The 23,845-nt window shown below is 65.4% G+C and carries 20 protein-coding genes; 16 read left to right on the top strand and 4 right to left on the bottom strand.

Features of this window, described 5'->3' with window-relative positions; translation table 11 throughout:
- Positions 1 to 96 precede the first annotated feature (96 nt).
- The 4 genes from FPZ12_RS06715 (at position 97) to FPZ12_RS06700 (ending at position 5,739) form a co-directional block, all read left to right on the top strand.
- On the top strand, positions 97 to 1,683 hold the full coding sequence (locus FPZ12_RS06715) for an ABC transporter substrate-binding protein (protein ID WP_166462604.1): 1,587 nt from the start codon (positions 97 to 99) through the stop codon (positions 1,681 to 1,683).
- Positions 1,684 to 1,732: 49 nt separating this feature from the next.
- The gene (locus FPZ12_RS06710; protein WP_144746593.1) at positions 1,733 to 3,820 is read left to right on the top strand and encodes a dipeptide ABC transporter ATP-binding protein; all 2,088 of its coding nucleotides are present in this window, start codon (positions 1,733 to 1,735) and stop codon (positions 3,818 to 3,820) included.
- Between the two features lie 87 nt (positions 3,821 to 3,907).
- A complete protein-coding gene (locus FPZ12_RS06705; RefSeq protein WP_144746585.1) occupies positions 3,908 to 4,744 on the top strand; it encodes an ABC transporter permease in 837 nt (278 codons plus the stop codon).
- Between the two features lie 35 nt (positions 4,745 to 4,779).
- Positions 4,780 to 5,739 (top strand): ABC transporter permease, encoded by a 960-nt coding sequence (locus FPZ12_RS06700; RefSeq protein ID WP_144746583.1) that lies wholly within the window; start codon positions 4,780 to 4,782, stop codon positions 5,737 to 5,739.
- Positions 5,740 to 5,876: 137 nt separating this feature from the next.
- Here the strand turns inward: FPZ12_RS06700 and FPZ12_RS06695 are convergent, their stop codons facing one another.
- Positions 5,877 to 6,692, bottom strand: a complete 816-nt coding sequence (locus tag FPZ12_RS06695) for an IclR family transcriptional regulator (protein WP_144746581.1) — start codon at positions 6,690 to 6,692, stop codon at positions 5,877 to 5,879.
- A gap of 254 nt (positions 6,693 to 6,946) precedes the next feature.
- Between FPZ12_RS06695 and FPZ12_RS06690 the strand changes: the two genes are divergently transcribed.
- From FPZ12_RS06690 to FPZ12_RS06655, 8 genes are all read left to right on the top strand, one after another.
- Positions 6,947 to 8,227, top strand: a complete 1,281-nt coding sequence (locus tag FPZ12_RS06690; protein ID WP_144746579.1) for an aspartate aminotransferase family protein — start codon at positions 6,947 to 6,949, stop codon at positions 8,225 to 8,227.
- Positions 8,224 to 8,607 (top strand): RidA family protein, encoded by a 384-nt coding sequence (locus FPZ12_RS06685; protein WP_144746577.1) that lies wholly within the window; start codon positions 8,224 to 8,226, stop codon positions 8,605 to 8,607. Before FPZ12_RS06690 ends, FPZ12_RS06685 begins: the two co-directional genes overlap by 4 nt.
- Entirely contained in the window at positions 8,595 to 10,091 is a 1,497-nt protein-coding gene (locus tag FPZ12_RS06680; protein ID WP_144746575.1) for a M81 family metallopeptidase, read from the top strand. Before FPZ12_RS06685 ends, FPZ12_RS06680 begins: the two co-directional genes overlap by 13 nt.
- A 2-nt stretch (positions 10,092 to 10,093) precedes the next feature.
- Complete coding sequence (locus tag FPZ12_RS06675) at positions 10,094 to 10,942, top strand: fumarylacetoacetate hydrolase family protein (protein ID WP_144746672.1); 849 nt, start codon at positions 10,094 to 10,096, stop codon at positions 10,940 to 10,942.
- The gene (locus FPZ12_RS06670) at positions 10,942 to 12,324 is read left to right on the top strand and encodes an FAD-binding oxidoreductase (protein WP_144746573.1); all 1,383 of its coding nucleotides are present in this window, start codon (positions 10,942 to 10,944) and stop codon (positions 12,322 to 12,324) included. The genes FPZ12_RS06675 and FPZ12_RS06670 overlap by 1 nt, the downstream gene beginning before the upstream one ends.
- The gene (locus tag FPZ12_RS06665; protein ID WP_144746571.1) at positions 12,321 to 13,367 is read left to right on the top strand and encodes a (Fe-S)-binding protein; all 1,047 of its coding nucleotides are present in this window, start codon (positions 12,321 to 12,323) and stop codon (positions 13,365 to 13,367) included. Before FPZ12_RS06670 ends, FPZ12_RS06665 begins: the two co-directional genes overlap by 4 nt.
- A 167-nt stretch (positions 13,368 to 13,534) precedes the next feature.
- Positions 13,535 to 14,503: an AraC family transcriptional regulator gene (locus FPZ12_RS06660; protein WP_166462603.1), complete on the top strand. Its 969-nt coding sequence runs from the start codon at positions 13,535 to 13,537 to the stop codon at positions 14,501 to 14,503.
- 32 nt (positions 14,504 to 14,535) lie between these two features.
- Positions 14,536 to 15,771, top strand: coding sequence for an alanine racemase (locus FPZ12_RS06655; RefSeq protein WP_144746567.1), 1,236 nt, complete (start codon positions 14,536 to 14,538; stop codon positions 15,769 to 15,771).
- A gap of 1 nt (position 15,772) precedes the next feature.
- Here FPZ12_RS06655 and FPZ12_RS06650 read toward each other — a convergent pair whose 3' ends face one another.
- The 3 genes from FPZ12_RS06650 to FPZ12_RS06640 all read right to left on the bottom strand — a co-directional run bounded on the left by FPZ12_RS06650 (position 15,773) and on the right by FPZ12_RS06640 (position 18,813).
- Complete coding sequence (locus tag FPZ12_RS06650; protein WP_144746565.1) at positions 15,773 to 16,426, bottom strand: GNAT family N-acetyltransferase; 654 nt, start codon at positions 16,424 to 16,426, stop codon at positions 15,773 to 15,775.
- Between the two features lie 293 nt (positions 16,427 to 16,719).
- A complete protein-coding gene (locus FPZ12_RS06645) occupies positions 16,720 to 16,980 on the bottom strand; it encodes a winged helix-turn-helix domain-containing protein (RefSeq protein ID WP_243769703.1) in 261 nt (86 codons plus the stop codon).
- Between the two features lie 144 nt (positions 16,981 to 17,124).
- Complete coding sequence (locus tag FPZ12_RS06640; RefSeq protein WP_144746563.1) at positions 17,125 to 18,813, bottom strand: GGDEF domain-containing protein; 1,689 nt, start codon at positions 18,811 to 18,813, stop codon at positions 17,125 to 17,127.
- 197 nt (positions 18,814 to 19,010) lie between these two features.
- On the opposite strand from FPZ12_RS06640, the gene FPZ12_RS06635 reads away from it, so the two are divergent.
- From FPZ12_RS06635 to tsrT, 4 genes are all read left to right on the top strand, one after another.
- A complete protein-coding gene (locus tag FPZ12_RS06635; protein WP_144746561.1) occupies positions 19,011 to 20,381 on the top strand; it encodes a tryptophanase in 1,371 nt (456 codons plus the stop codon).
- Positions 20,382 to 20,540: 159 nt separating this feature from the next.
- Positions 20,541 to 21,533: an AraC family transcriptional regulator gene (locus FPZ12_RS06630; RefSeq protein ID WP_144746559.1), complete on the top strand. Its 993-nt coding sequence runs from the start codon at positions 20,541 to 20,543 to the stop codon at positions 21,531 to 21,533.
- A gap of 54 nt (positions 21,534 to 21,587) precedes the next feature.
- A complete protein-coding gene (locus FPZ12_RS06625; protein ID WP_144746557.1) occupies positions 21,588 to 21,884 on the top strand; it encodes a helix-turn-helix domain-containing protein in 297 nt (98 codons plus the stop codon).
- 83 nt (positions 21,885 to 21,967) lie between these two features.
- Complete coding sequence (tsrT, locus tag FPZ12_RS06620; RefSeq protein ID WP_144746555.1) at positions 21,968 to 23,626, top strand: tryptophan 2-C-methyltransferase; 1,659 nt, start codon at positions 21,968 to 21,970, stop codon at positions 23,624 to 23,626.
- The last annotated feature ends 219 nt before the right edge of the window (positions 23,627 to 23,845 follow it).

The raw sequence follows: 23,845 nt of genomic DNA, 5'->3' as shown, positions 1-23,845 counted from the left end.
TGTTCGAGCGCTGCAACGACCAGCGTGACCGAACGTTTTCCGATGCCAGTCACTCCCTCTCCGGCCCGAAGTCCTCAGCTTCACAGGAGCGACAACATGTTCGACGAACACAGTCTCGACCGCCGGGCGCTTCTCCGAGCGTTGGGTGCCGTCGGCCTCACCGTCGGTCTCGGCGGCTCGACCGCCTTTCTGGCGGCCTGCAAGGCGGGCGGCGGTGAGTTGCCCTCTGCCGACGATGCGGTCCCGTCTGCCGACTCGGCGACCCGGACACTGCGACAGTCGGTTGCAGCCGACCTCCCATCTTACGATCCGTACGCGATAGGCGCCGACAGTTATCCCCTGATTCGTAACATGTACGAGGCGCTGGTCGAGTACGACCACGACGGTAAGCCACTGCTCCGCCTCGCGGAGAGCTACGACATAGCGCCGGACCAAACATCGGTCAGCGTGAAGATACGTAGCGGCGTAACTTTTCACAATGGTCGCCCATTGACCGCGCACGAAGTCGTTGCGAACTACCAGCTGGTGGCCGATCCGAAGCTTGGCGGTTTGCTGACCCAGATAGCCGGTGATGTCGCTCATCTCGAGGCCACCGACGACCGTACCGTCAAGTTTACCTTCAAAGGCCCGCGAGCTTCGCAACTGATCACGGATGTCATGAATGCGGTGCCCATCGCATGGCCGTCCAATAGCGCTAACATAGCCAATACTGGAATCGGCACCGGGCCCTTCAAGCAGGGAGACCGAGTTCCAGGTCAGTCGTGGTCATTGACTCGGAACGACCAGTACTGGGGCAAGAAGGCGGACCTGGCAGGATTGAATTTTCAAGTCATCACCGACCCGTCGGTGGGAGTGACCGCACTTCAGTCGAATCAGCTTGACGTGGTCGGATCGGCACCGTTCTCGACAATTCCCCAGCTTAAGGCTTCGTTTCGCAGGGTGGACAACCCAATTACCGCAGGAACGGTTGTCTTTTATTTGAACGCCGCGAAAGCCCCACTCGACAATGAAGATGTGCGACAGGCCTTCCGATACGCGATCGACAGGGCGACAATTGTTCGGAACGCCCTTTTTGGTGAAGCGAAAGAAAAAGTCCTCTTCTGGCCGCCGACATCACCGGCCTACGATCCTGAATTAGAGAAGAGTGAGGGATTCAATCTGGAACGGGCCCGCAGCAAGTTCGCGTCGGCAGGTGTGACCTCGTTGCCGGACCCGATTCTGGTTCCTTCCAGCCTGCCTGAGCTCCAGGCGGCGGCCGAGATCGTGCAAGCGAGCCTTGCCGGCATCGGAATAAAGGTGGGCGTCCGGTCCGTCGGCATCCCGGAGTATCTGCAGGAACTCACGGGCGGAACCAGCGGAATCTATATCCTCACTATTGGTAACGAGAACAAATATCCGACTCTGCTCACCAAGACGACATTTTTCTCCACCGCCGACAACGTTCTGTTTCCCGGAGGGAAAACGCCCGAATATTACACCAGTGCTGTCGATGCGGCCACCAATGCTGTCAGTCTGGATCAGCAAAAGGCGGCGTTCAAGAACCTGAACCAAGCACTCCTCAGGCTTTCCTCGACGATCTCGGTCTCTTCGCATCCTCCGTTGATGTATTACGCCAACAATGTTCATAAAGTCGACGTCAACATCGATGCCGAGCCTTACTATGGCGAGGCATTCTTCAGCTGAAAATGCGACAGAAGGCAACTGTCGACATATACGGAGAATGTGAGGTAAAATGAGTGCGCCGGTATTCGAATTGGAGTCACTCACCGTCCGCTTCGATGGGCGTTCAGGCCCGGTCGACGCAGTACGCGACCTCAGCCTCCGCGTAGATGCGGGTGAGGTGTTGGCTGTTGTCGGCGAGTCAGGCGCAGGCAAGACCTCGGCCTTCCTCTCGGTGCTCGGTCTGCAGCCAGCCGGCAGGCCTTCCGGTCGCGCGCTGCTCAATGGGCAGGACCTGATCACGGCGTCCGAATCTGATTTGGCGCGCCTCCGTGGTTCTGAGGTCAGCGTGATTTTCCAAGACGCGTTGGCGGCGCTGAACCCCGTCATGACGATCGGTTCTCAGATCGCGGAGGCGATTCAGGTACACAGGCCGCGCCTGCCGAGTGAAGAGACCTGGCTGCGTGCGGTCGAGCTCCTTGACCTTGTCGGCATTTCGGCGCCGACCGAACGTGCGGATCAGTATCCCCATCAACTTTCCGGCGGCATGCGGCAGCGGGTCATGATCGCGATCGCGATAGCCAACGAGCCGGGACTTGTCATTGCCGACGAGCCGACCACAGCGCTCGATGTGACCATACAGGCGCAGGTGTTGGACGTGCTGCAGCGCATTCACGACCGGACGGATTCGGCCGTGGTATTCGTCACCCATGATCTGGGTATCGTGGCAGGAATCGCTGACCGGGTGGCTGTGATGTATGGCGGGCGCCTGGTGGAGATCGGCGCGACCGAGGAAATCTTCTACAGGTCCCGCCATCCGTACACACGAAGTTTGCTCGCCTGCCTGCCGCGTTTGGACGCTGAAGGGCGTGAAAGAGAGCTCTACCAGATCGCCGGCTCACTCCCCGCGAATCCGGCAGCTGTGACCGGATGTGTGTTTCACCCCCGATGCCCGGTCGCTGCCCTTCCTGGTCCTTGCGCTACTGAGCTTCCCGAGCTGACTCCGGATAAGCCACGCCAGGACGTCGGTCGCGTGAGCACATCGCACGTCAGCGCATGTCATTATGCGGGCGAGATCGACAATCTGCTCCCGTCGTTCGCGAGCGAGACTGGTTCTCGAAAGACCCGGTCCGAAACTGGGGCGCCGATCATCGTCGCGACGGAAATCACCAAGCATTTCCCGATGAAAAAGGCCGGCTTAGCCCGCGGGCGCGCGCTTGTCCGAGCTGTGGACGGTGTCTCGTTCGAGATTTGCGAGGGCTCTACGCTGGGGCTCGTCGGTGAGTCCGGCTCCGGGAAGTCCACCGTGGCGAACCTCTTGACAAGACTTCTCAAACCGGATACTGGCGACGTTCTCATCCGCGAAAAAAGTGTCCAGGAAATGAGCGGGCGCGAACTCCGGCACCTGAGCAAGACTGTCCAGTTCGTCTTCCAGGATCCGTTTTCTTCGTTGAACCCTCAGATGACCGTGGGCGATATCCTTGCGGAACCACTCAAACTCAACGGTATGTGGACTCGCAGGTCGGGGCCGGCGCGCATCTCGGAAGCGTTGCAGCTGGTGGGTTTGGACCCGATGACAGCTCACCGGAATCCGAAATCGTTCTCCGGAGGGCAACGCCAACGAATCGGTATAGCCAGGGCGCTGATCACGAAGCCGGATGTGGTCGTGCTCGACGAGCCGGTGTCAGCACTTGACGTGTCGGTCCGCGCAGGAATCCTGAACCTCCTCATGGAACTGCAGAATGAACTCGGTGTCAGCTACCTGTTCGTGGCGCACGACTTGGCGGTGGTGCGCCACATCAGTGACCGGGTGGCCGTGATGTATCTAGGGAAGATCGTGGAAGAGGGTGATGTGGACACGCTTTACACGACCCCCGCGCACCCGTACACGGTGGCGTTGCTGTCATCGGCACCAATCCCGGATCCAAGGGTGGAGCGTGCGCGAAAACGTGTGACGCTTCTCGGTGAGCAGCCGTCGCCGGCAAACCCACCGTCTGGGTGTCGCTTTCGGACGCGATGCTGGAAGGCCCAGGACGTCTGCGCCGAGATTGCTCCTTCGCTCAACGAGTTGAAGGATGGGCGGACAGTGGCTTGTCACTTCCCGGAACCTGCCGAGGTGCGAGCGGACGGTCCTGGCTCGAATTTCGAGAGGAGTGCGTAAGTGGCGTCCACATCTGGAAATGTTCGGAGGGACTCAGCATCTCGCCTGGAAACAGCGAAACGTGCACGACGTGATGAGTCTGTTGCCGTGCCGAGTCGCGCCGGACTTGTTGGGCAAACCCTCGGCGTTTCCGGGACGATCGCGGCCGGGTTCCTCATCGTTCTCGTCCTTATGGCCGTAATCGCGCCGTGGGTCGTTCCCTACGACGTGGGTTTTCAGGACGCACAGTCGGCACTTTCGGGTCCCAGTAGTGCGCATTGGCTGGGGACCGACGAACTCGGGCGGGACATCCTGTCGAGGTTGATCTACGGAAGCAGACCGACATTGGAGATCGGTCTGGCATCGTCCGCGTTGGCGGCCATCGCCGGAGTGGCTATCGGCATAACGGCAGGCTTCTACGGTAGGTGGGCGGATTCCTTGATCATGCGTGTCATGGATGTGATCCTCGGAATACCGGCAATTCTGCTTGCGATGACGATCATCGCTGTCGCCGGACGTAACACAGTGTCGCTGGTCAGTGCGATCGCCCTGGTCGGTGTGCCGATTTATGCGCGTCTGGCGCGCGCCGGAACGATGCAAATACGCGATGTCGACTACGTGAAATCTGCCCGAATCGCGGGTGCCGGCGATGGCTATCTCATGGCGCGCGTGATCTTTCCCAATATTCTAGGCACGTTGCTCGTGCAGCTGAACGTCTATACTGCGTCAGCCATTCTTATTGAAGCCTCGTTGAGTTTTCTTGGTCTCGGGCTCCCGCCACCGAACCCGACATGGGGTGGTCTCCTGCTGAGCAGTAAGACTTACTTGGCGCAGTCGCCGACTTACGGACTTTTCGCCGGTCTCGCGCTGACTTCCACGATACTGGCAGTGGACACGGTGGCGCGCGCAAATCGTCGTTATCGGAACCAGGCGACTTTGCATTAAGAATACGGAGATTATCGAAACCAGGAAGGTTGTCAATGCGCGCTTTGCTGATCCGAAGGCTGGGACAACTCGTCGTGGTCTTGATACTGGCCTCCGTAGCGGTGTGGACCCTCGTGTATCTCCTTCCGGGTGACGCCGCGCAGGCCATCGCTGGACCGACTGCCACTCCAGCGCAGCTTGCCGCGGCGCGGGAACGGCTTGGGTTGGACCAACCCGTCGTCACGCAGTACTTCACCTGGCTCGGTCACGTCCTTCAAGGTGATTTCGGCCTGTCGGCGCAGAATCATTTTCCGGTATCGAGCGTTATCGCCGCGCGGCTTCCTGCCACGCTCCAGCTCACCGTTATCGGCATGTTGCTCGCGGTGCTCATCGCGGCCCCGCTGGGGCTCTTCGCCGGACTGAGGCCGAAATCTCGTGCCACCGCGCTCGTCCATCTCTACTGCAGTTTGTCGCTAGCGGTTCCGATGTTTTGGTCCGGGCTTCTCTTCGTGCTCGCTTTCTCGCGTGCAACTGGACTCGGCTGGTTTCCTGCTATATCGACTTACTCGAATATCTTCGCTTCGCCCGAAGAATCTCTTGCCAGCCTTGCCGGCCCGGTGCTGGTGCTCGCACTCTTTGTGTCGGGAATTCTCACGCGATTCATTTCTGATTCGGTCGAGTCGGTAGCTTCAACTGAGTACATACGGACGGCGAGATCGAAGGGCGTAAAAGGGGCTCGACTTGTTTTTCGTCATGTGCTGCGTAACGCCGCGATTCCGGTTGTCACGATTTTTGGCCTACAGTTGGCCTCTGTGCTGGGCGGGGTTGTCGTAATCGAGGCGGTGTTCAACTATCAGGGCCTGGGTTTGCTGTCGCTGCAGGCCGTCGAGCAGCGGGACTATCCGGTTATCCAGGCTTTGATGCTCCTCGTGGTGACTTTTTTTGTCGTGGTCAACCTTTTGGTCGACATCCTGTATATGGTGATAGACCCGCGCGTTCAACTAGCCACCGCATGAACAGCTGGAAGTAATGACCGCAGGGCGCGGTGGGGCATTGTTCCGCCCCTGAAACAGGGGCGACTTAGCGGCTTTCGTGCCCGCCGGTCGTCGATTTCCTGGGTTGCCCGGCGGGCTGCCATGCTTCTTTGATCTCCCTAAACCCCCACCGGGTTTGTTGCGATGCCTGAGGCTGCTTCGATCAGCACCTTCGCTGCCTTCTTCGCGTCGGCGATGCTGAAGCGGGACGAGGGGCCGCTCACGCTGATGGCCACCGGCAGGTGCGTGCCGAGTAAGGGCGCCGCGACGCAACGGCCGTCGTCTTCGTTTTCGCGGTCGTCTAGGGCGTAGCCGAGGCGGCGGACTTTTGCGAGCTCATCGAGATATGCCGCTTCGGAAGTGATCGTGTTGCCCGTTTTCTTCTCGAAGCCGGCGTTGGCGAGCAGGTCGTGCACCCTGTCCTCCGGCAGCTGCGCCGCGATCGCCTTGCCCAGTGCCGTGCAGTGGATCGGGTCCCGGTCGCCGCGGGCGGCGGCCAGGCGCACGCCACGACGGCTCTCCGCGATGTCCAGATAAATGATGTGGTCGCCATCGAGCAACCCGAGGTTCGCGGTCTCGTCGAACTCGTCGCGCAGCCGCTCAAGCGACGGGCGGGCGCGTTCGCGCAGGATCTCCAGGTGCCGTGACTGCATGCCGACGAACCCGAGCCCCAACCGGAACAACCCGCCGTCCTCGTCGCGCTCGACGTAACGGTGGTTCTCCAGCGTCCACAGATACCGGAATGCCGACGACTTCGGCAGCCCGGTGGTCTGGGCAACCTCGTTCAACGTGATCCCGTCGACCGATTCCTGCAGCAGGTTCAAGATCAGGCAGACGCGCTCCACGGCGCGGACGGAGTAATCGCGCTCCTCCTCCGGAGCCTCGTGCTCTCCGGCGGTCAACTCATCGGGATCTTGCTTCCTGCGGCGGGCCACGTCGGTACCTCATTTCGGGCGTCAATGTTGGCGTTTCAGATGCTACCGCCAGCGACCCACCCGCGTCAGGGGGCCACAAGGCACTTTTTTCACGCTCAGCCCGCAAAACCGGCGGCGGTGTTGGCCCCCTTGACGCCAACCACACCCGCCCGTAGCGTGGTCACATCTGGCAGATCTGCCGTTTCACTGGGTGAAACTCACCAGTTTTCGGTCCCGCGGGACCGGGACGTGACAGGTGGTCGAAGGGATGTCCCATGGAGAACGAGGAGTCGCAGGGGGCTTCGCGGTCCGAAGAGCTGTGTCGTCGTGCGCTGAACCGGACGCCCGGTGGCGTGCACTCGAACGTCCGGCTCGCGGGCTCGCGTGAGTTCATCCGCTCCGCGCGGGGCGCCTGGCTCTACAGCGTGGACGGCCGCGACTACGTCGACTACCTCCTCGGCCAGGGGCCGAACTTCCTCGGGCACGCACCGGGCCAAGTGGTGGAAGCGGTGTCCGACGCCTGCCGTAATGGCGTCATCTTCGGTGGCCAGCACGAACTCGAGGTCCGCGCCGCGGAACTGGTCTGCGAGGCGGTCGGCTGGGCCGACATGATCCGCTTCAGCATGACGGGCACGGAAGCGGTGCAGGCGGCGTTCCGTCTCGCGCGCGCGGCAACCGGGCGCACGAAGGTCATCCGCTTCGAAGGGCACTACCACGGCTGGCTGGACAACGTACTGCTCGCCAACCGCGACGGCCGCTGGGGCCCGGCGAGCAACGGCCAGCTCGCCGCGCACCTCGACGATTTCGTCCTATTGCCTTGGAATGATCTCGACGAGGTGGCCGCCGCGCTCGCGCGCGACGGTGAGGAAATCGCCGCCGTCGTCATGGAACCGATCATGATCAACGCCGGGGTGATCGAGCCGAAACCCGGTTTCCTGCAAGGCGTTCGCCGGCTGTGTGACGACTACGGCATCGTCCTGATCTTCGACGAGGTGATCTCCGGGTTCCGCCTCGGGCTCGACGGCGCGGCCGGACGCTACGGCGTCACACCGGACCTTGCCACGTATGGGAAAGCGATCGCGGGCGGCTTCCCGGTGGCGGCGCTGGTCGGCGGCGAAGAGCTGATGGACCTGTTCGGCACCGGCGAGGTGAACCACTCCGGCACCTTCAACTCCTCGGTGATGGCCACCGCCGCGGTCGTCGCCTCGGTGTCCAGCCTGATCGACGACCCACCGTACGAACGCGTTGCCCAGCACGGAAAAGAGTTGATGAACGGCCTGCAGGACATCGGCGCCGGGTACGGCCTGCCGCTGCGGGTGGTCGGGCTGCCGCAGGCGTTCCACGTCTCCTTCGGGGACGCGGAAGTGACGGATTACCGCACGCTGCAACAACTCGACCTCGCCCGCTACGAGGACCTCGCCGGCACGCTGATCGACCACGGGCTCTGGGTCGCGGGCCGCGGCGTCTGGTACGTCTCGGCGGCGCACGGCCAGAAGGAGCTCGACGCGGCGCTCACCCGGTTCGACAAGGCACTCGCCTCCTGGACGAGCCGATGACGCGCCCGATCAGCGAAACCGCGAGCGGCAACACCGCGAGTTTCTCCCCGTATTACCGCGGAGGTGACTTCGTCTTCCTCTCCGGCCAGGCCGCGGTGGACGAGAACGGGCACATCGTGGCGGGCACGTTCGCCGAAGAAATGCGCCGCTCCATCGAGAACGTGCAGACCATCCTCGCCGGGCTCGGTCTGCGACTGTCCGATGTGGTCAAAGTGGGCGCGTACGTCGAGGATCCGGCGGACCTGCCCGAGTACAACCGGATCTACCGGGAGTACTTCACCGCGCCGCTGCCCGCGCGCACCACGCTGACGAACTGCCTCGGCGGCGTGGTCAAGTTCGAGCTCGATGTCATCGCGTACCAGGGAGGATGGCCGAGTTGAGATTCGCCACGCTCGGCCTTTTCCACGAGGCCAACACGTTTTCCCCGCTGCCGGCGGATCTGCGCCTGTTCGAGGACGGCGGGGTGTTCCGTGGCGAGCAGATCATCGAGCAGTACGCGGGTTCATCGACCACGTACGGCGGTTACCTCGCAGCCTGCGCGGAACTGGGCATCGAGGTGGTGCCGCTGCTCGCCGCCTTCGTCACGCCCACGGGCGTGATCACCGGCGAGGCCTTCGAGTCCCTCGTCGGCGAAATGATCGAGCGGCTCGAGGACCAGGGCCCGTGGGACGGCGTGCTGTTGAACGTCCACGGCGCCGCGGTTTCCGAGCATTTCCCGGACGCCGACGCGGAAATCGCCGCGCGCGTGCGCTCGGTGGTCGGCCCGGAAGTGCCGGTGGGAGCCGTGCTCGACATGCACGCCAACGTTTCCCGCGCGCTGGTCGACGAGCTGACGGTCACGCTCGCATACCAGACCAATCCGCACGTCGACCCCGGGGCGCGTGCGGAGGAATGCACCAGGCTCGTGCTCGCGGCGGCGCGCGGAGAAATCCGCCCCGAGCAGGCGCTCGTGCAGCTCCCGCTGGTGGTCAACATCGCCCGCCAGGACACCGCCGAGCAGCCGATGGCGGATCTCGTCGCGAAGGCGCGCGAGCTGAAGAGCCGGTCCGGCGTGTTGTCGGTCAGCGTCGTCGAGGGTTTCCCGTACGCGGACGTGCCGGAGATGGGGATGTCCTGCATCGCGATCCACAACGGGGATCGCGCGCAGGCGGAAGCCGTCGCGCAAGAGCTGGCCCGCTCGGTATGGGAGCAGCGGGAAGCCTTGCAGGTCAAGGGAATCACCGTGCAGGAGGCGCTCGACCTCGCGGTCGCCGCGCCCGAGGGCCCGGTGGTGCTGCTCGACGTGGGGGACAACATCGGCGGCGGCGCGCCCGGTGATTCCACCGAAATCCTGGCCGCGGCGGTGAAACGCGGGCTGTCGTCCCTGGTGCAGACGTTGTGGGATCCGGTGTCCGCCCGTCGCTGCACGGAGGCCGGCGTCGGTGCCCAGCTCCGGCTGGAGATCGGCGCCAAGAACCCGCATTCCGCCGGTCATCCCGTCACCGTGGTGGGCCAGGTGAAAGCGCTTTCCGGTGGCCGGTTCGAGGAGCCGACACCGACCCACGCCGGGTTCCGCTACTTCGACGCCGGGCCCACGGCCGTGCTCGAAACCACCGACGGGCACACGATCGTGCTGAACTCGCGATCGGTGATCAACTCCAGCCTGCGGCAGCTGCACAGCGTCGGCGTCGATCCTCTGCGTTACCGGATCGTCGTGGCCAAGGGCGTCAACTCGCCTCGCGCCGCGTACGGGCCGATCGCGAAACGTCTCGTGGTCGTGGACACCGACGGCGTCACGGCCATGGGAGTGGAGCGGTTCACCTACCACAACCGCCGCAAACCCTTGTACCCCTTCGAAGACGCGGAGTTCCCGGAGCGACGATGACGATGAGGTTCATGCGGGTCGGCCCGCCCGGCGAGGAACGGCCGGTGCTGCTGGACGGCGAGCACCACTACGACCTGAGCCCGTTGACGGACGACGTCGACGGCCGGTTCCTTGCCGACGACGGGCCGCGGCTGGCGCGGGTCGCGCTGGATTCCGGTGAGCTGCCCGTGACCGACGTCCGGGGAATGCGCGTCGGAGCGCCGATAGCCCGGCCCGGCGCGGTCCTGTGCATAGGCCAGAACTATGCGGCGCACGCGGCGGAGTCGGGTGCCGAGCCGCCCGGCGAGCCGATCCTGTTCCACAAATCGCCGAACACGGTGGTCGGGCCGTACGACGACGTGCTGATCCCGCGTGGTTCCACGAAAACCGACTGGGAGGTCGAGCTCGGGGTCGTCATCGGCAGGCGCGCGCGGTACCTGGAAGGGCTGGCCGAGGCGCGTGCCTGCGTCGCGGGTTACGTGACCAGCAACGACGTGTCGGAGCGGGCCTTCCAGCTCGGGCGGCCCGGAGGCCAGTGGGCCAAGGGCAAATCGTGCGAGACGTTCAACCCCGTCGGCCCCTGGTTCCTGCCCGCGTTCGAGGTGCCCGACCCGCAGGTGCTGGAGCTGCGTTCCTGGGTGAACGGGCAGCCGCGCCAGGATTCGAAGACCTCGGACATGATCTTCTCCGTCGCCGAGATCATCTGGAACCTGTCGCAGTTCCTGGTGCTCGAGCCCGGCGACCTGGTCAACACCGGCACGCCCGAGGGAGTCGCGCTGTCCGGCCGGTTCGAGTACCTGCGCCATGGCGATGTCGTGGAGGTCGAAGTGGCCGGGCTCGGCCGCCAGCGCACGGAGTGTGACCAGGCCTGATGAAACTTTCGGCCGGCGTGTTCGACACACTCGCGGAGATCGTGGGCGCGAACGGCGTGCGCCGTGCCCCGGGAGAGTTGGCGGCGTATTCGCGCGACGCCACTCCGTTGTTCCGCGCGATGCCGGACGCGGTCGTGTTCCCGCGCACCACCGGCGAAGTCGCCGAGGTGCTGAAACTGGCCACGGCGCACCGGATTCCGGTGGTGCCGCGCGGCGCCGGCTCCAACCTCTGCGCCGGGACGGTGCCGCTGGCGGGTGGCATAGTCCTGGCGCTGACCAGGATGACGCGGATCCTCGAGGTGAGCGGGGCGGAACTGCTCGCGCGCGTGCAGCCCGGCGTCACCACGGCGCGGCTCGCCGACGCCGCCGCGGTCGAAGGTCTGCTGTACGCGCCGGATCCCGGCAGCCGCGTCACGTCCACGGTCGGCGGGAACGTCGCCACGTGCGCGGGCGGGCTGCGCGGGCTGAAGTACGGCGTGACGAGGAACTACGTGCTCGGCCTCGAGGCCGTGCTACCCACCGGGGAGGTGATCCGCACCGGTGGCCGGCTGTGGAAGGACGTCGCCGGTTACGACCTGACCAGGCTCCTCACTGGATCCGAAGGCACGCTCGCCGTGCTCACGGAGCTGACGGTCGCGTTGCTCCCGCAACCCGCGGAAGTCGGCACGGGGGTTGCCTACTTCGCCTCTCTGGCTGACGCCTGCCGTGCGGTCGCCGCGATCATCTCGGCCGGGATCGTGCCCGCCACGCTGGAATTCCTGGACCAGAAGTGCATCAGCGCGGTGGACGACTACGCGAAGCTGGACCTGCGCCGGGACGCGGGTGCCCTCCTGTTGTTCGGCGACGACGGGCCGATCGAGGTGGTGGCGGGAAATCTGGTGCGGCTGCGGAAGATCTGCGCCGACGCCGGTGCTCTCGAGGTGACGCTCGCGGAGAACATCGCCCGCTCGGACGCCCTCCTGGCCGCCCGGCGCTGTTCGCTGCCCGCGTTGTCCCGCCTCGGTTCGCTGACGATCTTGGAGGACGTCACGGTGCCCCGGCCGCGGCTGGCGGAGATGGTCGAGCGCATCGACGAGATCGCGCTGCGGTTCGGCCTGCTCATCGCCACCTTCGGGCACGCTGGCGACGGAAACCTGCATCCCACCTGCGTGCTCGACCCGGAGGACACCGACGCGGTGGAACGGGCGCACAAGGCGTTCGCCGAGATCTTCTCCACCGCGCTCCGGTTCGACGGCACGATCACCGGCGAACACGGGGTCGGCGCCGCGAAACTGCCGTACCTCGCCGAACGCCTTGGCGCGGACCAGATCCGGTTGCTGCGCCGGATCAAGACGGCGTTCGACCCGGCTGGCATCCTCAACCCGGGAAAGGTCGGGTCGTGATCTTCGAGAAGGAGCTCCTCGACCGCTGCATCTCCTGCGGGTATTGCCTGCCTGCCTGTCCGACGTACCGGTTGACGGGGGAGGAGGCGTCATCGCCACGCGGCCGGATCACGCTGATGCGCGCGCTGGAAACGGGCGAACTCGACACGGCCGACCCGACGCTGACGGAACAGTCGTCGTTCTGCCTCGGCTGCCGTGCCTGCGAGCCCGTCTGCCCGGCGGGCGTGCGGTACGGCGATCTGCTCGAACAATGGCGTGATGTTCAGTGGCAGGGCGGAAATCGGCCCTGGCTCGCTCGCCTGCTGATGGCCGCCGTGTCGCTGGAATGGCTGCTTCGGTTGCAGGGCTTGGTTCGCCGGCACGCACGCGGCGCCAGAGGAGGGACGCATTCGCTGATGCTCGGCTGCGTCGAGCGCGGGCTGTATCCGGGCGTGAGCCGGGCGGTCCGGCGGCTGGTGCCGGGGATTTCGGTGCCGCGCGCACAAGGCTGCTGCGGAGCGCTGCACGCGCACAACGGCGCTTCGGCCAAGGGGGCGGAAATGGCCGTGGCCCTGGGAAAGCGCTTACCCGGCAAGGTCGTGACCACGGCCGGTGGCTGCGCGGCGCACCTGGCAACGCACCTCGGCCGGGACAGGGTGCGCGAGTTCGGCGAGTGGCTGGTCGAGGTGGGCCACCAGCCGGCCGGTGAGGTCCGGGTGCGCGGCCGTCGCGCGCGCGTGGCCCTGCAGGACTCGTGCCACCTGCGCAACGGGCTGGGTGTCACGGAAGAACCCCGCAAACTGATTGCGGCCGTTGCCGATTATGTAGAACTTCCGGGCGCCGGGGACTGCTGCGGTGCGGCAGGCACCTACTCGTTGCTGCGACCGGACGACAGCCGCCGCGTCCTGGCCGGGAAGCTGGACGCGATCGACGCCGCCGCGCTGGATTTCGTCGTGGTCGTGAATCCCGGTTGCCTCAGACAATTGCGCCAAACCCTGCGAAAACGCCGGTCGGGGGTGCGGGCGATCCACCTGGCGGAGCTTCTCGCGGCGGCGCGCAAATGATCTCCGAACCCGATCTCGTGAAGTACTTGCCGGATTGCCAATTTGGGGTAAACTCGGCAACTCGATTACGGTTTGATTTCCGAAACAGCGGTTCCGGTGAACGGGTGCGCGCCCCGTGGTATCGGCCGCTGTGCAGGCAAGATTTCCTTCGCCCAAGGACAGCAGCAATGGAATATCCCCTTGGCAGGCACAACTTCCTCCGGTCGAACAACCTCGAAGAGATGCAGGACGTGCTGGGCCGCATCATGTGTCCACACCGGCTGTCCTACTTGGACAAACCCGAACCGCTGGACGCTGTCATCAATTCGTTCGACCTCGGCAACCTGGTGCTGAACTACGTGCAGTACGGCGTCCCCATCGCGGTCGATCCCGGTGCCACCGGGGATTTCTACGCGCTGCAGATCCCGTTGTACGGAAACGCACTGGTGCGCAGCGGCGGCAAGACGATCATCAGCACCCCCGAGATCATGGCGGTCACCGACCCAGAGGCGCCGCTGTACATGGAGCTGGAACGGTCGACGAAACTCCTGCTGGTGCGGGCCGACTGGGACTTCGCCAACCGGGTGCTGCGGGACCTCACCGGCGGCCTGCTGCCGTGGAAGCTCCGCTTCGACCTCGGGCTCGACGTGTCCGCGGGCAGGCAGTGCCAGTGGTTCACCGAGGTGGTGAACCTGGTCCGCAGGGCGGACGTCGGCGGGGGCATGCTCAAGGGCCCGATGTGGGTCCCCCAGCTTGAGGAAAGCATGGTGGCGCGGCTCATCCAGCTGCACGCCCACCGCTATTCGGAGCTGCTCGCCACGCCGGCGATGCCGGCTTCGCAACGCGTGTTCGGCCAGGTGGTGGACAAGATCGAGGCGATGCCGGAGCAACTGCACACGGAGGGCTCGCTCGCCTCGGAGTTCGATGTCAGCAGCAGGTCGCTGCGGTCGGCTTTCCAGCGCTACCTGGAAACCTCGCTGTTCGGCAAGCTGTGGCACGTGCGGTTGCACCGCGCGCACCTCGACCTGCTGTGGGCCACCCCGGAGGAGACGACGGTGCCGGCCGTCGCGGAGCGCTGGGGTTTGTGGGAGCCGTTGTTCACCCAACGTTATGGGGAGAACTACGGGGAGACGCCGGAGCAGACGCTGCGCCGTTGAGCAGATCGAACCATCAGGAAGGTGTGACGCCGGTGCGCCCACTGCGGCTTCCGGACGCGCGGATCAGCGCGCGGCACAAGGGTTTTCCGCCGTCGATGTTCGGCACGACCGGGGCCGGGGTGGTGGGCCGGTCCGGGATACTGGATTTCCTGACGCCGCTACTCCTGCTCGGGCAGGAGCCGCTGCGGCACAATCTCTTGACATTGCAACAGTTCTGCGCCGGGCGCGGGCTGTCGTCGGCGCCGCACGTGAAGACGACGATGTCGCCGGAGATCGTGAACGCGCAGATCGAGCACGGTGCCTGGGCTGTCACGGTGGCGACGCCGAGCCAGGCGATCGCGCTGCGCGAACTCGGCGCCGAGCGGATCCTGCTGGCGAACGAACTGGTCGAGCCGCACGCGATCGACTGGCTCGCGGCGGAGATGGCGGACGACCCGAACTTCACCTGCTATTGCTATGTCGACTCGGCCGACGGCCTGGACATCCTGGAGAAGCGGCTCGACGGCTGCCGCCGACCGTTCCCGGTGCTGATCGAGCTGGGCATCCCGGGCGGGCGAACCGGCGTCCGGGATTCCGCGCACGCGCTGGCTTTCGCCGAGCGCGTCGCGGCGTCGCCAGTGCTCGAGTTGGCGGGCGTCGGCGGTTTCGAAGGCGTGATCGGCGGCGAGCTGGGCCCGCGGCTACTCGAAGAAGTGCGGGCGTACCTGCGTAGGCTCCGTGCGCTGGCCGACGAAACCCTGTCGGGCAGCGAGTTCATCGTCACCGTGGGCGGCAGCGCCTTCATCGAGCTGGTCGGCGAGATACTCGGCCCGGAATGGCAGGCGGGCCGCCCTGTCCGCGTCGTCCTGCGCAGCGGTTGCTACGTAACCCACGACTCGCTGGGCTACCAGCGTTTCCGCGATTTGGTCGGCGCCGAGTACGAAGCGCTGCGGTTTCAGCCGAGCCTGGAGCTGTGGGCGAGCGTGCTCTCCTGCCCGGAACCAGGACTGGCCATTGTGGACTTCGGAAAACGGGACACCGGGCTGGACTCCGGGTTTCCGGTACCGCTGCACCGGTTGCGCAGGGGAAGCACGGAGATCGAACCGGCGCCGCCCGGCGAAGTGTTCGCCTGCAACGACCAGCACGCGTACTTCCGCGGCGGCCTGGAGGTGGGGGACAGGGTCGGCTTCGGGATCTCCCACCCGTGCACCACGTTCGACAAATGGCGGCTGTTTCCCATTGTGGACAAGGAATACCGGGTGCTCGGCACCGCGCAGACGATGTTCTGACTCACCGGTTCCCGGCGTCCGACTGCGGCCACCACTGATCGAGGATGTCCATGCGCGCATCGAGCAGCGCGGGGTCGCGCAGGTCGACCACGTGCACGCCGCGCCAGCGGTGGAAGCCGATGCGCTCCAGCATGGCGCCCGCGCGCACGCTCGCGAGTTCGGCGGCCACCCGATCTCCGGGGCACGGGAAATCGAGGGGCGAAACACGGCAAGCGCCGACGCGCGCGTCCGGCGCGAGGATACGCAGCGCGCTGGCGATCAGCGAAGGGCCGAGCCCGTGCCCGCGCCACGCCTCGTGCAATTCGATGCGGCGCAGGATGACCATTCGCGGCGGGCCCGGCCGCATCTCGGCGTCGAGCTCCGGATGCAGTTTGCCCTCGTCGGGGTCGATCACGGTTTCGGCGATGAACTCGAGCGCCCATTCGCCCAGCACGACGGAATCGAGCAGATTCCGTTCCTTGGTCAGATCGGCGATGACGAGCGAGATGTCGCCGACGTGCCGCAGCTCGTCCGGGCACAGGTCCAGCGCCGACACATCCGCCGAAACCTGCCACTGCTCGGGCTGTTCGTCCTCGTCGTCGATCTGCCACCAGAAGCGGCGATGCGACAACGTGAGTTCGATGGAGAGGGGATTGGCGGGGAGATCGGGGATCACGGCGTCACCGGCCCCTGTTGGTACTGCACATGCATCTGCATGACCACATGCGGGTGGGCAGATGATCTCCGATTTCTGGCACCCGCACCGTTGTAGTGAAATTCGCGCTGTTAGTCAACGCGCACGCTCTGTACAACAGCGCGGTGAAAATAGCGGCGAACGTAAAATACCTTCGGCGGCGTAGCGGGGAGCTGCGGATTTGCTTGCGGGCACGGACAAGATCCACGCCCGGTGCGCCAGGGGCGTGGCGAAATTTAACCCGATTGGGTGGTGCGAGTGGTTCCATGATTTTTTCACCATTCACGGGGACGCCGGTCCGCGATATAGGTCCCCTTCGACCTGATCGTGACCACCAGCCCGCGAAACCGAAGCAGTCTGGTCGCGTGCCTGGCGGTACCCAGCGAAACCCCGTATTCCTCGGCCAGTCGCCGCTCTGACGGCAGCGGTGTGTTGGGCGCCATTTCGCCGGCCTCGATCCGGGCCGCGAGATGGTTCGCCATCATTTCGTAAACGTAGCCGGGGGTGTCGCCCGGCTCGAATTTGGGCACGTCCACGGTGAGGAATCTAGAACCCGCCTGAACTGCGTTTCACCGTGGGTGAGCCCGACAACGGCAAAGCGCTGCACCCGCGCGGTAGGCCGCGGTGATAATCAGGGGGTATCGACTGTGGAATTCTTTTTCAGCTTAACTGGTATTACTCTAATGGGCGGACGCGGGCTCTGCTTTGGCGTGCTTTCCGCTGCCACGGAGCACTTCCTGTCGCGCCGATCCCGGCCAGCCGTTGACCCAGCTCGAACCGGTCACGAGTTTCGCGCGGTCCTTCAACGGCGCCAGCAGCCGCGAGACTTCCCGGTAGCCCCGCGTTTCGGCGCCGGCGCAGACGATGCTCGCCAGCGAAACGGTGACCGGTCTGCCTTCGACGGACCACGGCCTGTCGAGCAGGGCCTCCGCCACCGTGGTGACCTCGTCGATGTCACAGGTGATGAGGAAGTCGTCCCCGCCGACATGGCTCACCGTGACACTGCGGAGGTCCTCGCTCAGCCCGGTGAGCGTCCGGCCGAGCGTGCGGATGAGCTCGTCCCCCGCCGCGAACCCCAGTTTGTCGTTGATCTTCTTGAACGAATCGATGTCCAGCCACGCGACGACCGTGGGCTTGCCCAGCGCCAGCCGCCGGTTCACCTCGCGCGCCACGGTGTCGCTGCCCGGCAGTCTGGTGAGCGGGTTGAGCGCCGCCGCCTGCTCGATCTTGACCTCGGCCACGCCACGCACGATCTCGTGCACCAGAACCACGCCCGCGCAGCGGCCCTCCTCGTCGACCACCACGATGTCGTCGTTGCTGCGGCCGATGTCGTTCTCCGCCACCAGGTCGAGCAGCTCGAGCGCGCCGGCGCCGAGCCGGATCGTGCGCGGCGGGTCGGCGAGCCTGTCCGCGGGTTTGTTGGCGTGCAACGCATGCCCGAACGGCCCGGTGAGGTCGAGCAGGAACCGGGTGCGGTCGATCGACCACCGAGGGTGCCCGTCGTCGTCCAGGCCGACGAGTCCGGTCACGGAATCCTGGCCGAGCAGGACACGCCGCACTTCGTCGCAAGTGGAGCTGGCGGGCAGCGTGATCGCGGCGCGGAGGAAATCGTCCACTTTGGGCCCCTGTGCCGAGATCTTCGGCTCCGGATCGGGGAGTACCGGGGCGGCGGACGCGGCAGGCAGCCCGTTTTCGCTCGCCGGGGCGAACAGGTTTCCTTGTACGGTCCGGATTCCGAGCTGCTGCACGACGGCGAGCTGCTCGTCGGTCTCGATTCCGGTGGCGACGAGCCGGGTCTCGGTGCGGGACGCGAAATGCGCGAGCGCTTCGATCAGCGCGACCGTGCGGGCGTCGCCGGGCAGTCTGTCCAAAGTGGCCCGGTCCAGTTTGAGCATTTCCGGCCCGGCCTCGGCGAGCAGGTTGAGCGGGAGGTCACCGCGGCCGAGGTTGTCGAACGCCAGCCGGAATCCGAGTTCGGCGAACCGGCGCACGCCGGCGAGCAGGGCTTTCGTGGAGACGCCGTGGAACGGCATCCCGACCTCGAGTACGACGTCGTGGGTGCGCCTGCCGATGTGGCCGAGCGTTTCCAGCAACGGCTCGAGCACCTGTTGCGGGGCGGCGACGGAAGCCGCGGTCAGGTTGAGGTGCAGGGGCAGCAACGTTTCGTGGGAGGCGTCGGACATCACGGCGCGCCTGGCCAGACCGACGTCGACGGCTACCAGCCTGCCTTTCCGCTGAGCATGGCGGAGCAGGTCCCTGATCGTTCCCGAGACGGGCCTCGCCAGCGCCTCCACGCCCACGATTCCACCCGTTTGCAGGCTGTACAGCGGCTGGAACGCGAACCGCACCTGCTCGACGGCGACTTTCACGAACCGATTTTCCCTCCCGTACAACGTTTTTCCGCAGCTCGTGGCTCAATGGTTACATGCGAATAACGCTCGGATAAATGCTGTGGCACAAGTCACTGGCGCCGTGACGGAACCGACGCCGAACTGGCCCCTACCCCCTGCGTAGCCGACCGGTCACCCTGGAGTGGTTGGGCTGCACCGGCGCGAGGAGTTCACGCATGCCGTCTTTCATGGAGCCGTTCCGTATCAAGGCCGTCGAGCCGATTCCGTTCCCCACCGCCGAACAACGTCGCGCCGCTCTGGCCGCCGCCGGCTACAACCTGTTCAGGGTGCCCGCGCGCGCCATCACGATCGATCTGCTCACCGATTCCGGCACTGCCGCCATGTCCGCGGCGCAATGGTCGGCGATGCTTTCCGGCGACGAGTCCTACGCCGGGGCGCGTTCCTTCGAGAGGTTCGAGCTGGTCGTGCGGGAGCTGACCGGTTATCCCGAGGTTTTGCCCGTGCACCAGGGCCGTGCCGCCGAACGGATCCTGCTCGGAAACATCCTGCGGCTGGGCGACATTTCGGTCAGCAACACGCACTTCGACAGCACCAGGGCGAGTGTCGAGGCCGCCGGCGGGGAAGCCGTCGACCTGCCGGTGCCCGCGTACGAAGGCGTGCCGAACCAGTTCGGCGGTGATCTGGATCTGGAAGCGCTTGCCGAACTGCTGTCCGGGCGGTCCGGACACCGCGTGCGCTGTGTGGTGCTCACGGTGACGAACAACGCCAATGGCGGGCAGCCGGTTTCGCTGCTGAACATCGTGGGCGCGCGCAAGCTCTGCGACGAACACGGCATCCCCCTCTATCTCGACGCTTCCCGGTTCGCGGAAAACGCTTACCTGATCACCGAACGGGAAGCCGGTTACGCGGAGAACTCGCCCCGTGACATCGCGCGGCTGATGTTCGATCTCGCGGACGGCTGCTGGGCCAGCCTCAAGAAGGACGGGATCGCGAACATCGGCGGCCTGATCGCGCTGCGGGACGAGAAGCTGGCGGCACGGTGCTGCGAGCAGCTGATCGCGTTCGAAGGCTTCCCGACCTACGGCGGTCTCGCCGGGCGCGACCTGGAAGCGCTTGCTCAGGGGCTGCTCGAAGTGACCGAACCGGACTATCTGAGGTATCGGGCCGAATCCGCCCGCTGGTTCGGTGAGCAGCTCGCACTCGCCGGCCTTCCCGTGCTGCAGCCGACGGGGTGTCACGCGGTCTACGTGGACGCCGGGCTGTTGCTGGACCACATCCCGGCGCAACAGCTGCCCGCCACCGCGTTCGCCAACGAGCTCTACCTCGCCGGGGCGGTTCGGGCGTCCGAACTGGGCACGCTCGTGTTCGGCCGCCGCGACCCCGATGGCGGTCCGGACATCCCCGCGCCACGCGAACTCGTGCGGTTCGCGTTGCCACGCAGGGTGTACACGGCGAGCCACCTCGAGTACGTCGTCGACGCCGCCGAGGAGGTGTGCGCGAAGGCCGCCCAGCTGCGCGGGTACCGGATTCTGCGCCAGGGAGGCGCATTGCGCCAGTTCACCGCAATACTGGAGCCGATTCAATAGGCGTTGCGTATTGATCCCCTAACGCGCTGCAAGTTGCAGACCGCAAAACTCCACCCGTTTGCCGGTGTTTTCCGCGCCCGAAAAGTCGGAGAGTAAGAACTCGGAGGTGTGTGGGAGTCGACCTCGCCCGAATTTGATCTACGCGACTGCCCGGGACAAATGACGCTACTACCACTGGAGAGATACCGGCTCTTCGAATCCGGCGACCTCGATGACACCCGTGCGCAGGTCACGAAGATCTTCTGTCCGCACAAGATGGACACGGTCGGGCCGAACCCGCAGCTCAACGCTTTCATGCACTGCCGAAGGCTGCGCAACATCGCGGTCACCTACGTCGCGTACGGCTGGGACATGCGGGTCAATCCCGGCGAGCTCGGCTCGTTTTTCGCCGTACTCGCGCCGCGGGCGGGAAAAGGTACTTTCCAAAGCGGTTTCGAACAGGTTCAGGCATCGCGCGAACACATTTGCGTCGCTTCCCCGACCGAGGCGTTGAGTATGCGGCTGTCCGCTGACTGCGGAAACCTCGTGCTCCGTGTCGAACGGGCCGCGGTGGAGGCGCGGTTGTCGGAAATGATCGACGGCGCGCTGCGGGAGCCGATTCGGTTCCAGCTCGACATGGACGTCACCAAGGGCTACGCGCGCACCTGGTACGAGGCGTTGTCGTTCAGCGTGGCCGACCTCGACCGGCCGGACAGCATGCTCGGGCATCCGCTGGCGATGGAACAGTTCGAGCAGAGCCTCATCACCGGTCTTCTGCTGGCACAGCCGCACAATTACACGGCGATGCTCAATGGGGACGATCGGCCGGTGCCCTCGCGTCTGCTGGGGATCGCGGTCGATCTGATCGAGGGGCATCCGGAGTGGACGCACACACCGGCGAGCCTCGCGAGGTCGGCCGGTGTCAGCGTTCGCGCGCTGCAGAAGGCTTTCCGGGAACACCTCGACTCTTCGCCGAGCGAATACCTGCGCGGGGTGCGGCTGCAACGGGTGCACGACGAACTGTGCGCGGCGCAGAGCGACACCACGACGGTCGGCGAGATCGCGAGCAAATGGGGGCTGGCTCATCACGGCCGGTTCGCGGCCGTTTACCGCGAGCGTTTCGGCGAATCGCCGAAGCAGACGTTGAGCCGGCAACATGCGCGGAAAGGATAAGAGTGTTCGCCGAGGGGATCGTTCGCCGGGGAATGGCGATCTAGCGTCTAGCGCATGCTGACCCGCGAGATCGCCGTGGGTTCTCGAAGACCTGGCGACAGCCTGCCGATCGGACTCCTGATCCGGTCGGCCCGCCGGGAGCGCGGCCTCACCCAGTACGACCTCGCCGACGCGCTCGCGGCCGCATCCGGGAACGCGAGCCTTGGACGCGACGAGGTTTCCCGCTGGGAACGCGGAAAACGTGTACCCGGGCCGTACTGGCAGGCCTGGCTCGGGATCGTGCTGGACCTCGCTCCGGAACTGCTTCGCGACTCCGCGCGATTGGCCAAGGAGCTGCGGTGGCGGCAGTGAAAATGGCCCCGTGACATTCCGGCGCCGCCCATGCACAATTCCACCAGCAGGGATACCTGTTTCATTTTGGAGTGGAGTCCCGTATGGGCAAGTCGTTGATCACACTGGTAAACCCGAATCTCGTCCACCCGCCGATCACTCCGTACGCCCTCGACATACTGACCACCTCGCTGGAATCGGCGGGTTTCGACGTGGAAGTCGTCGACCTGACGTTCCGGCGGGACGACTGGTGGCAGGTGCTGCGTGAGTACTTCTCCGGCCGCGACCCGATGCTGGTCGGCGTGACGGTGCGCAACACCGACACGATCTACGCGCAGCAGCAACGGGTCTTCCTCGAAGATCACCGGAAGATCATCGACGAGATCAAGGCGAACACGCCGGCGCCGATCGTCGGGGGCGGGGTCGGCTTCTCGTCGATGCCCTTCGCGCTGGTCGACTTCTTCGACATCCCGTTCGGCGTCAAGGGGCCGGGGGAGAACATCCTCGTCCGGCTGGCCGAATCGTTGTATGCGGGCGAATCCCCGGAGCACGTGCCCGGTCTGTTGCTCAACCGGGGCGGCGGGCGCGTGGACCGCGTGCCGCTCGTGACCGGTCCGCGCCGCGGCAAGGCGGCCTTCACTCCGCTCAACACCGTCACCTCGTACACCCGTCGCTCCGGTCACGCGCTGAAGGTCGACAACCTGCGTTATTACCGCGGTGGCGGGCTCGGCAACATCCTGACCAAGAACGGCTGCGCCTACTCGTGCGCGCACTGCGTCGAACCGGACGCCAAGGGCGGCCACTTCACCCGGCGCGCGGTCGCCGCGGTCGTGGACGAGATGGAAACACTGTGCGCGCAAGGTGTATACGATCTGCATACGACCGACAGTGAGTTCAACCTTGCCGTCGCGCACAGCAAGAACGTGCTGCGTGAAGTGATCCGGCGCCGGGAGAGCGACCCGGATACGCCGTTGCGGCAGCTGCGGTTGTGGATCTACGCGCAGCCGACGCCCTTCGACGACGAGCTGCTCGAACTGCTGGTGCAGGCCGGTTGCGCGGGGATCAACCTGGCGCCGGACCACGTCCGCGAGGAGATGCTCGACGACTGGAAGGTCACCGGCCGCGGCCGGCGCTACTACGACTTCTCCGATGTGCGGCGGCTGGTGAGTCGCACCAAGGACTACGGCCTGCCGGTGATGGTCGAGGTCCTGCTCGGGATGCCGGGGGAGACGCTGGAGACGATGCGGGACGCCGTCGAGCAGACACTCGCGCTGGACGTCACGGTGGCCGGGTACAGCCTGGGTATCCGCGCGTTTCCCTATTCACCACTGGGAATCCAGCTTGCGGAACAGTGCGCCGGGGTGCGCACGCTGCCGGGCCTGCAGTCGGATTCCGCGAAGGAGCCGATCGTGCTGAAGCCGCGCGCCCAGTGCGCGAGCGTGATCGAGTACGAGCGGCAGTTCGTCTTCGACGACGCGGGCGAGTTCCGCCCGGTCTACTTCCTCTCCCCGGAACTGCCGGAGGACCCATCGACGTTCGCCAGGCCGAACGGGCGGTGGGAGCGGTCCGTGGAGCTGTTGTGGGAGATGGTGCCCGATTCCGAGCTGCACCGGGTCATGTTGCCGACCCTGCCGGGCATCACCGAGGACGACAACAACTACGCCGACAACCCGTTCCTGCTGCGGCTGATCCAGCTCGGATACACCGGTGCGTTCTGGTCGCACTGGCCGCGGCGGCGCGAGATCATGCGCGGCGCGGCCTGAGGACTGCCATACATCCGAGGGGTCTCGATTTGAATACAACGATCAGTCAGAACGTAAGGTTTATGTAGACTCTGCTGCGGCTGCCGGACGACGAGGTCCGAGCCTGACGAACGTGCCGCTCCGGCGGCGTGGATCCGGGTGCGCCGGTCGGTGACTTCAGCGTCGAAGTGGCCGGCCGGCGCATCCGGCTTTTCTGTCCTAAGTGGACGAAGTGTACGA

Source organism: Amycolatopsis acidicola (assembly GCF_007713735.2).
Lineage (GTDB): Bacteria > Actinomycetota > Actinomycetes > Mycobacteriales > Pseudonocardiaceae > Amycolatopsis_E > Amycolatopsis_E acidicola.
This window is presented reverse-complemented; position numbering and strand designations above follow the sequence as displayed.

What these genes read in the sequence shown, in the direction of transcription:
- FPZ12_RS06715 (WP_166462604.1), top strand. Translation starts at nt 97, where the DNA reads ATGTTCGACGAACACAGTCTCGACCGCCGGGCGCTTCTCCGAGCGTTG.
- FPZ12_RS06710 (WP_144746593.1), top strand. Translation starts at nt 1,733, where the DNA reads ATGAGTGCGCCGGTATTCGAATTGGAGTCACTCACCGTCCGCTTCGAT.
- FPZ12_RS06700 (WP_144746583.1), top strand. Translation starts at nt 4,780, where the DNA reads ATGCGCGCTTTGCTGATCCGAAGGCTGGGACAACTCGTCGTGGTCTTG.
- FPZ12_RS06690 (WP_144746579.1), top strand. Translation starts at nt 6,947, where the DNA reads ATGGAGAACGAGGAGTCGCAGGGGGCTTCGCGGTCCGAAGAGCTGTGT.
- FPZ12_RS06685 (WP_144746577.1), top strand. Translation starts at nt 8,224, where the DNA reads ATGACGCGCCCGATCAGCGAAACCGCGAGCGGCAACACCGCGAGTTTC.
- FPZ12_RS06680 (WP_144746575.1), top strand. Translation starts at nt 8,595, where the DNA reads ATGGCCGAGTTGAGATTCGCCACGCTCGGCCTTTTCCACGAGGCCAAC.
- FPZ12_RS06675 (WP_144746672.1), top strand. Translation starts at nt 10,094, where the DNA reads ATGAGGTTCATGCGGGTCGGCCCGCCCGGCGAGGAACGGCCGGTGCTG.
- FPZ12_RS06670 (WP_144746573.1), top strand. Translation starts at nt 10,942, where the DNA reads ATGAAACTTTCGGCCGGCGTGTTCGACACACTCGCGGAGATCGTGGGC.
- FPZ12_RS06660 (WP_166462603.1), top strand. Translation starts at nt 13,535, where the DNA reads ATGGAATATCCCCTTGGCAGGCACAACTTCCTCCGGTCGAACAACCTC.
- FPZ12_RS06635 (WP_144746561.1), top strand. Translation starts at nt 19,011, where the DNA reads ATGCCGTCTTTCATGGAGCCGTTCCGTATCAAGGCCGTCGAGCCGATT.
- FPZ12_RS06630 (WP_144746559.1), top strand. Translation starts at nt 20,541, where the DNA reads ATGACGCTACTACCACTGGAGAGATACCGGCTCTTCGAATCCGGCGAC.
- FPZ12_RS06625 (WP_144746557.1), top strand. Translation starts at nt 21,588, where the DNA reads ATGCTGACCCGCGAGATCGCCGTGGGTTCTCGAAGACCTGGCGACAGC.
- tsrT (WP_144746555.1), top strand. Translation starts at nt 21,968, where the DNA reads ATGGGCAAGTCGTTGATCACACTGGTAAACCCGAATCTCGTCCACCCG.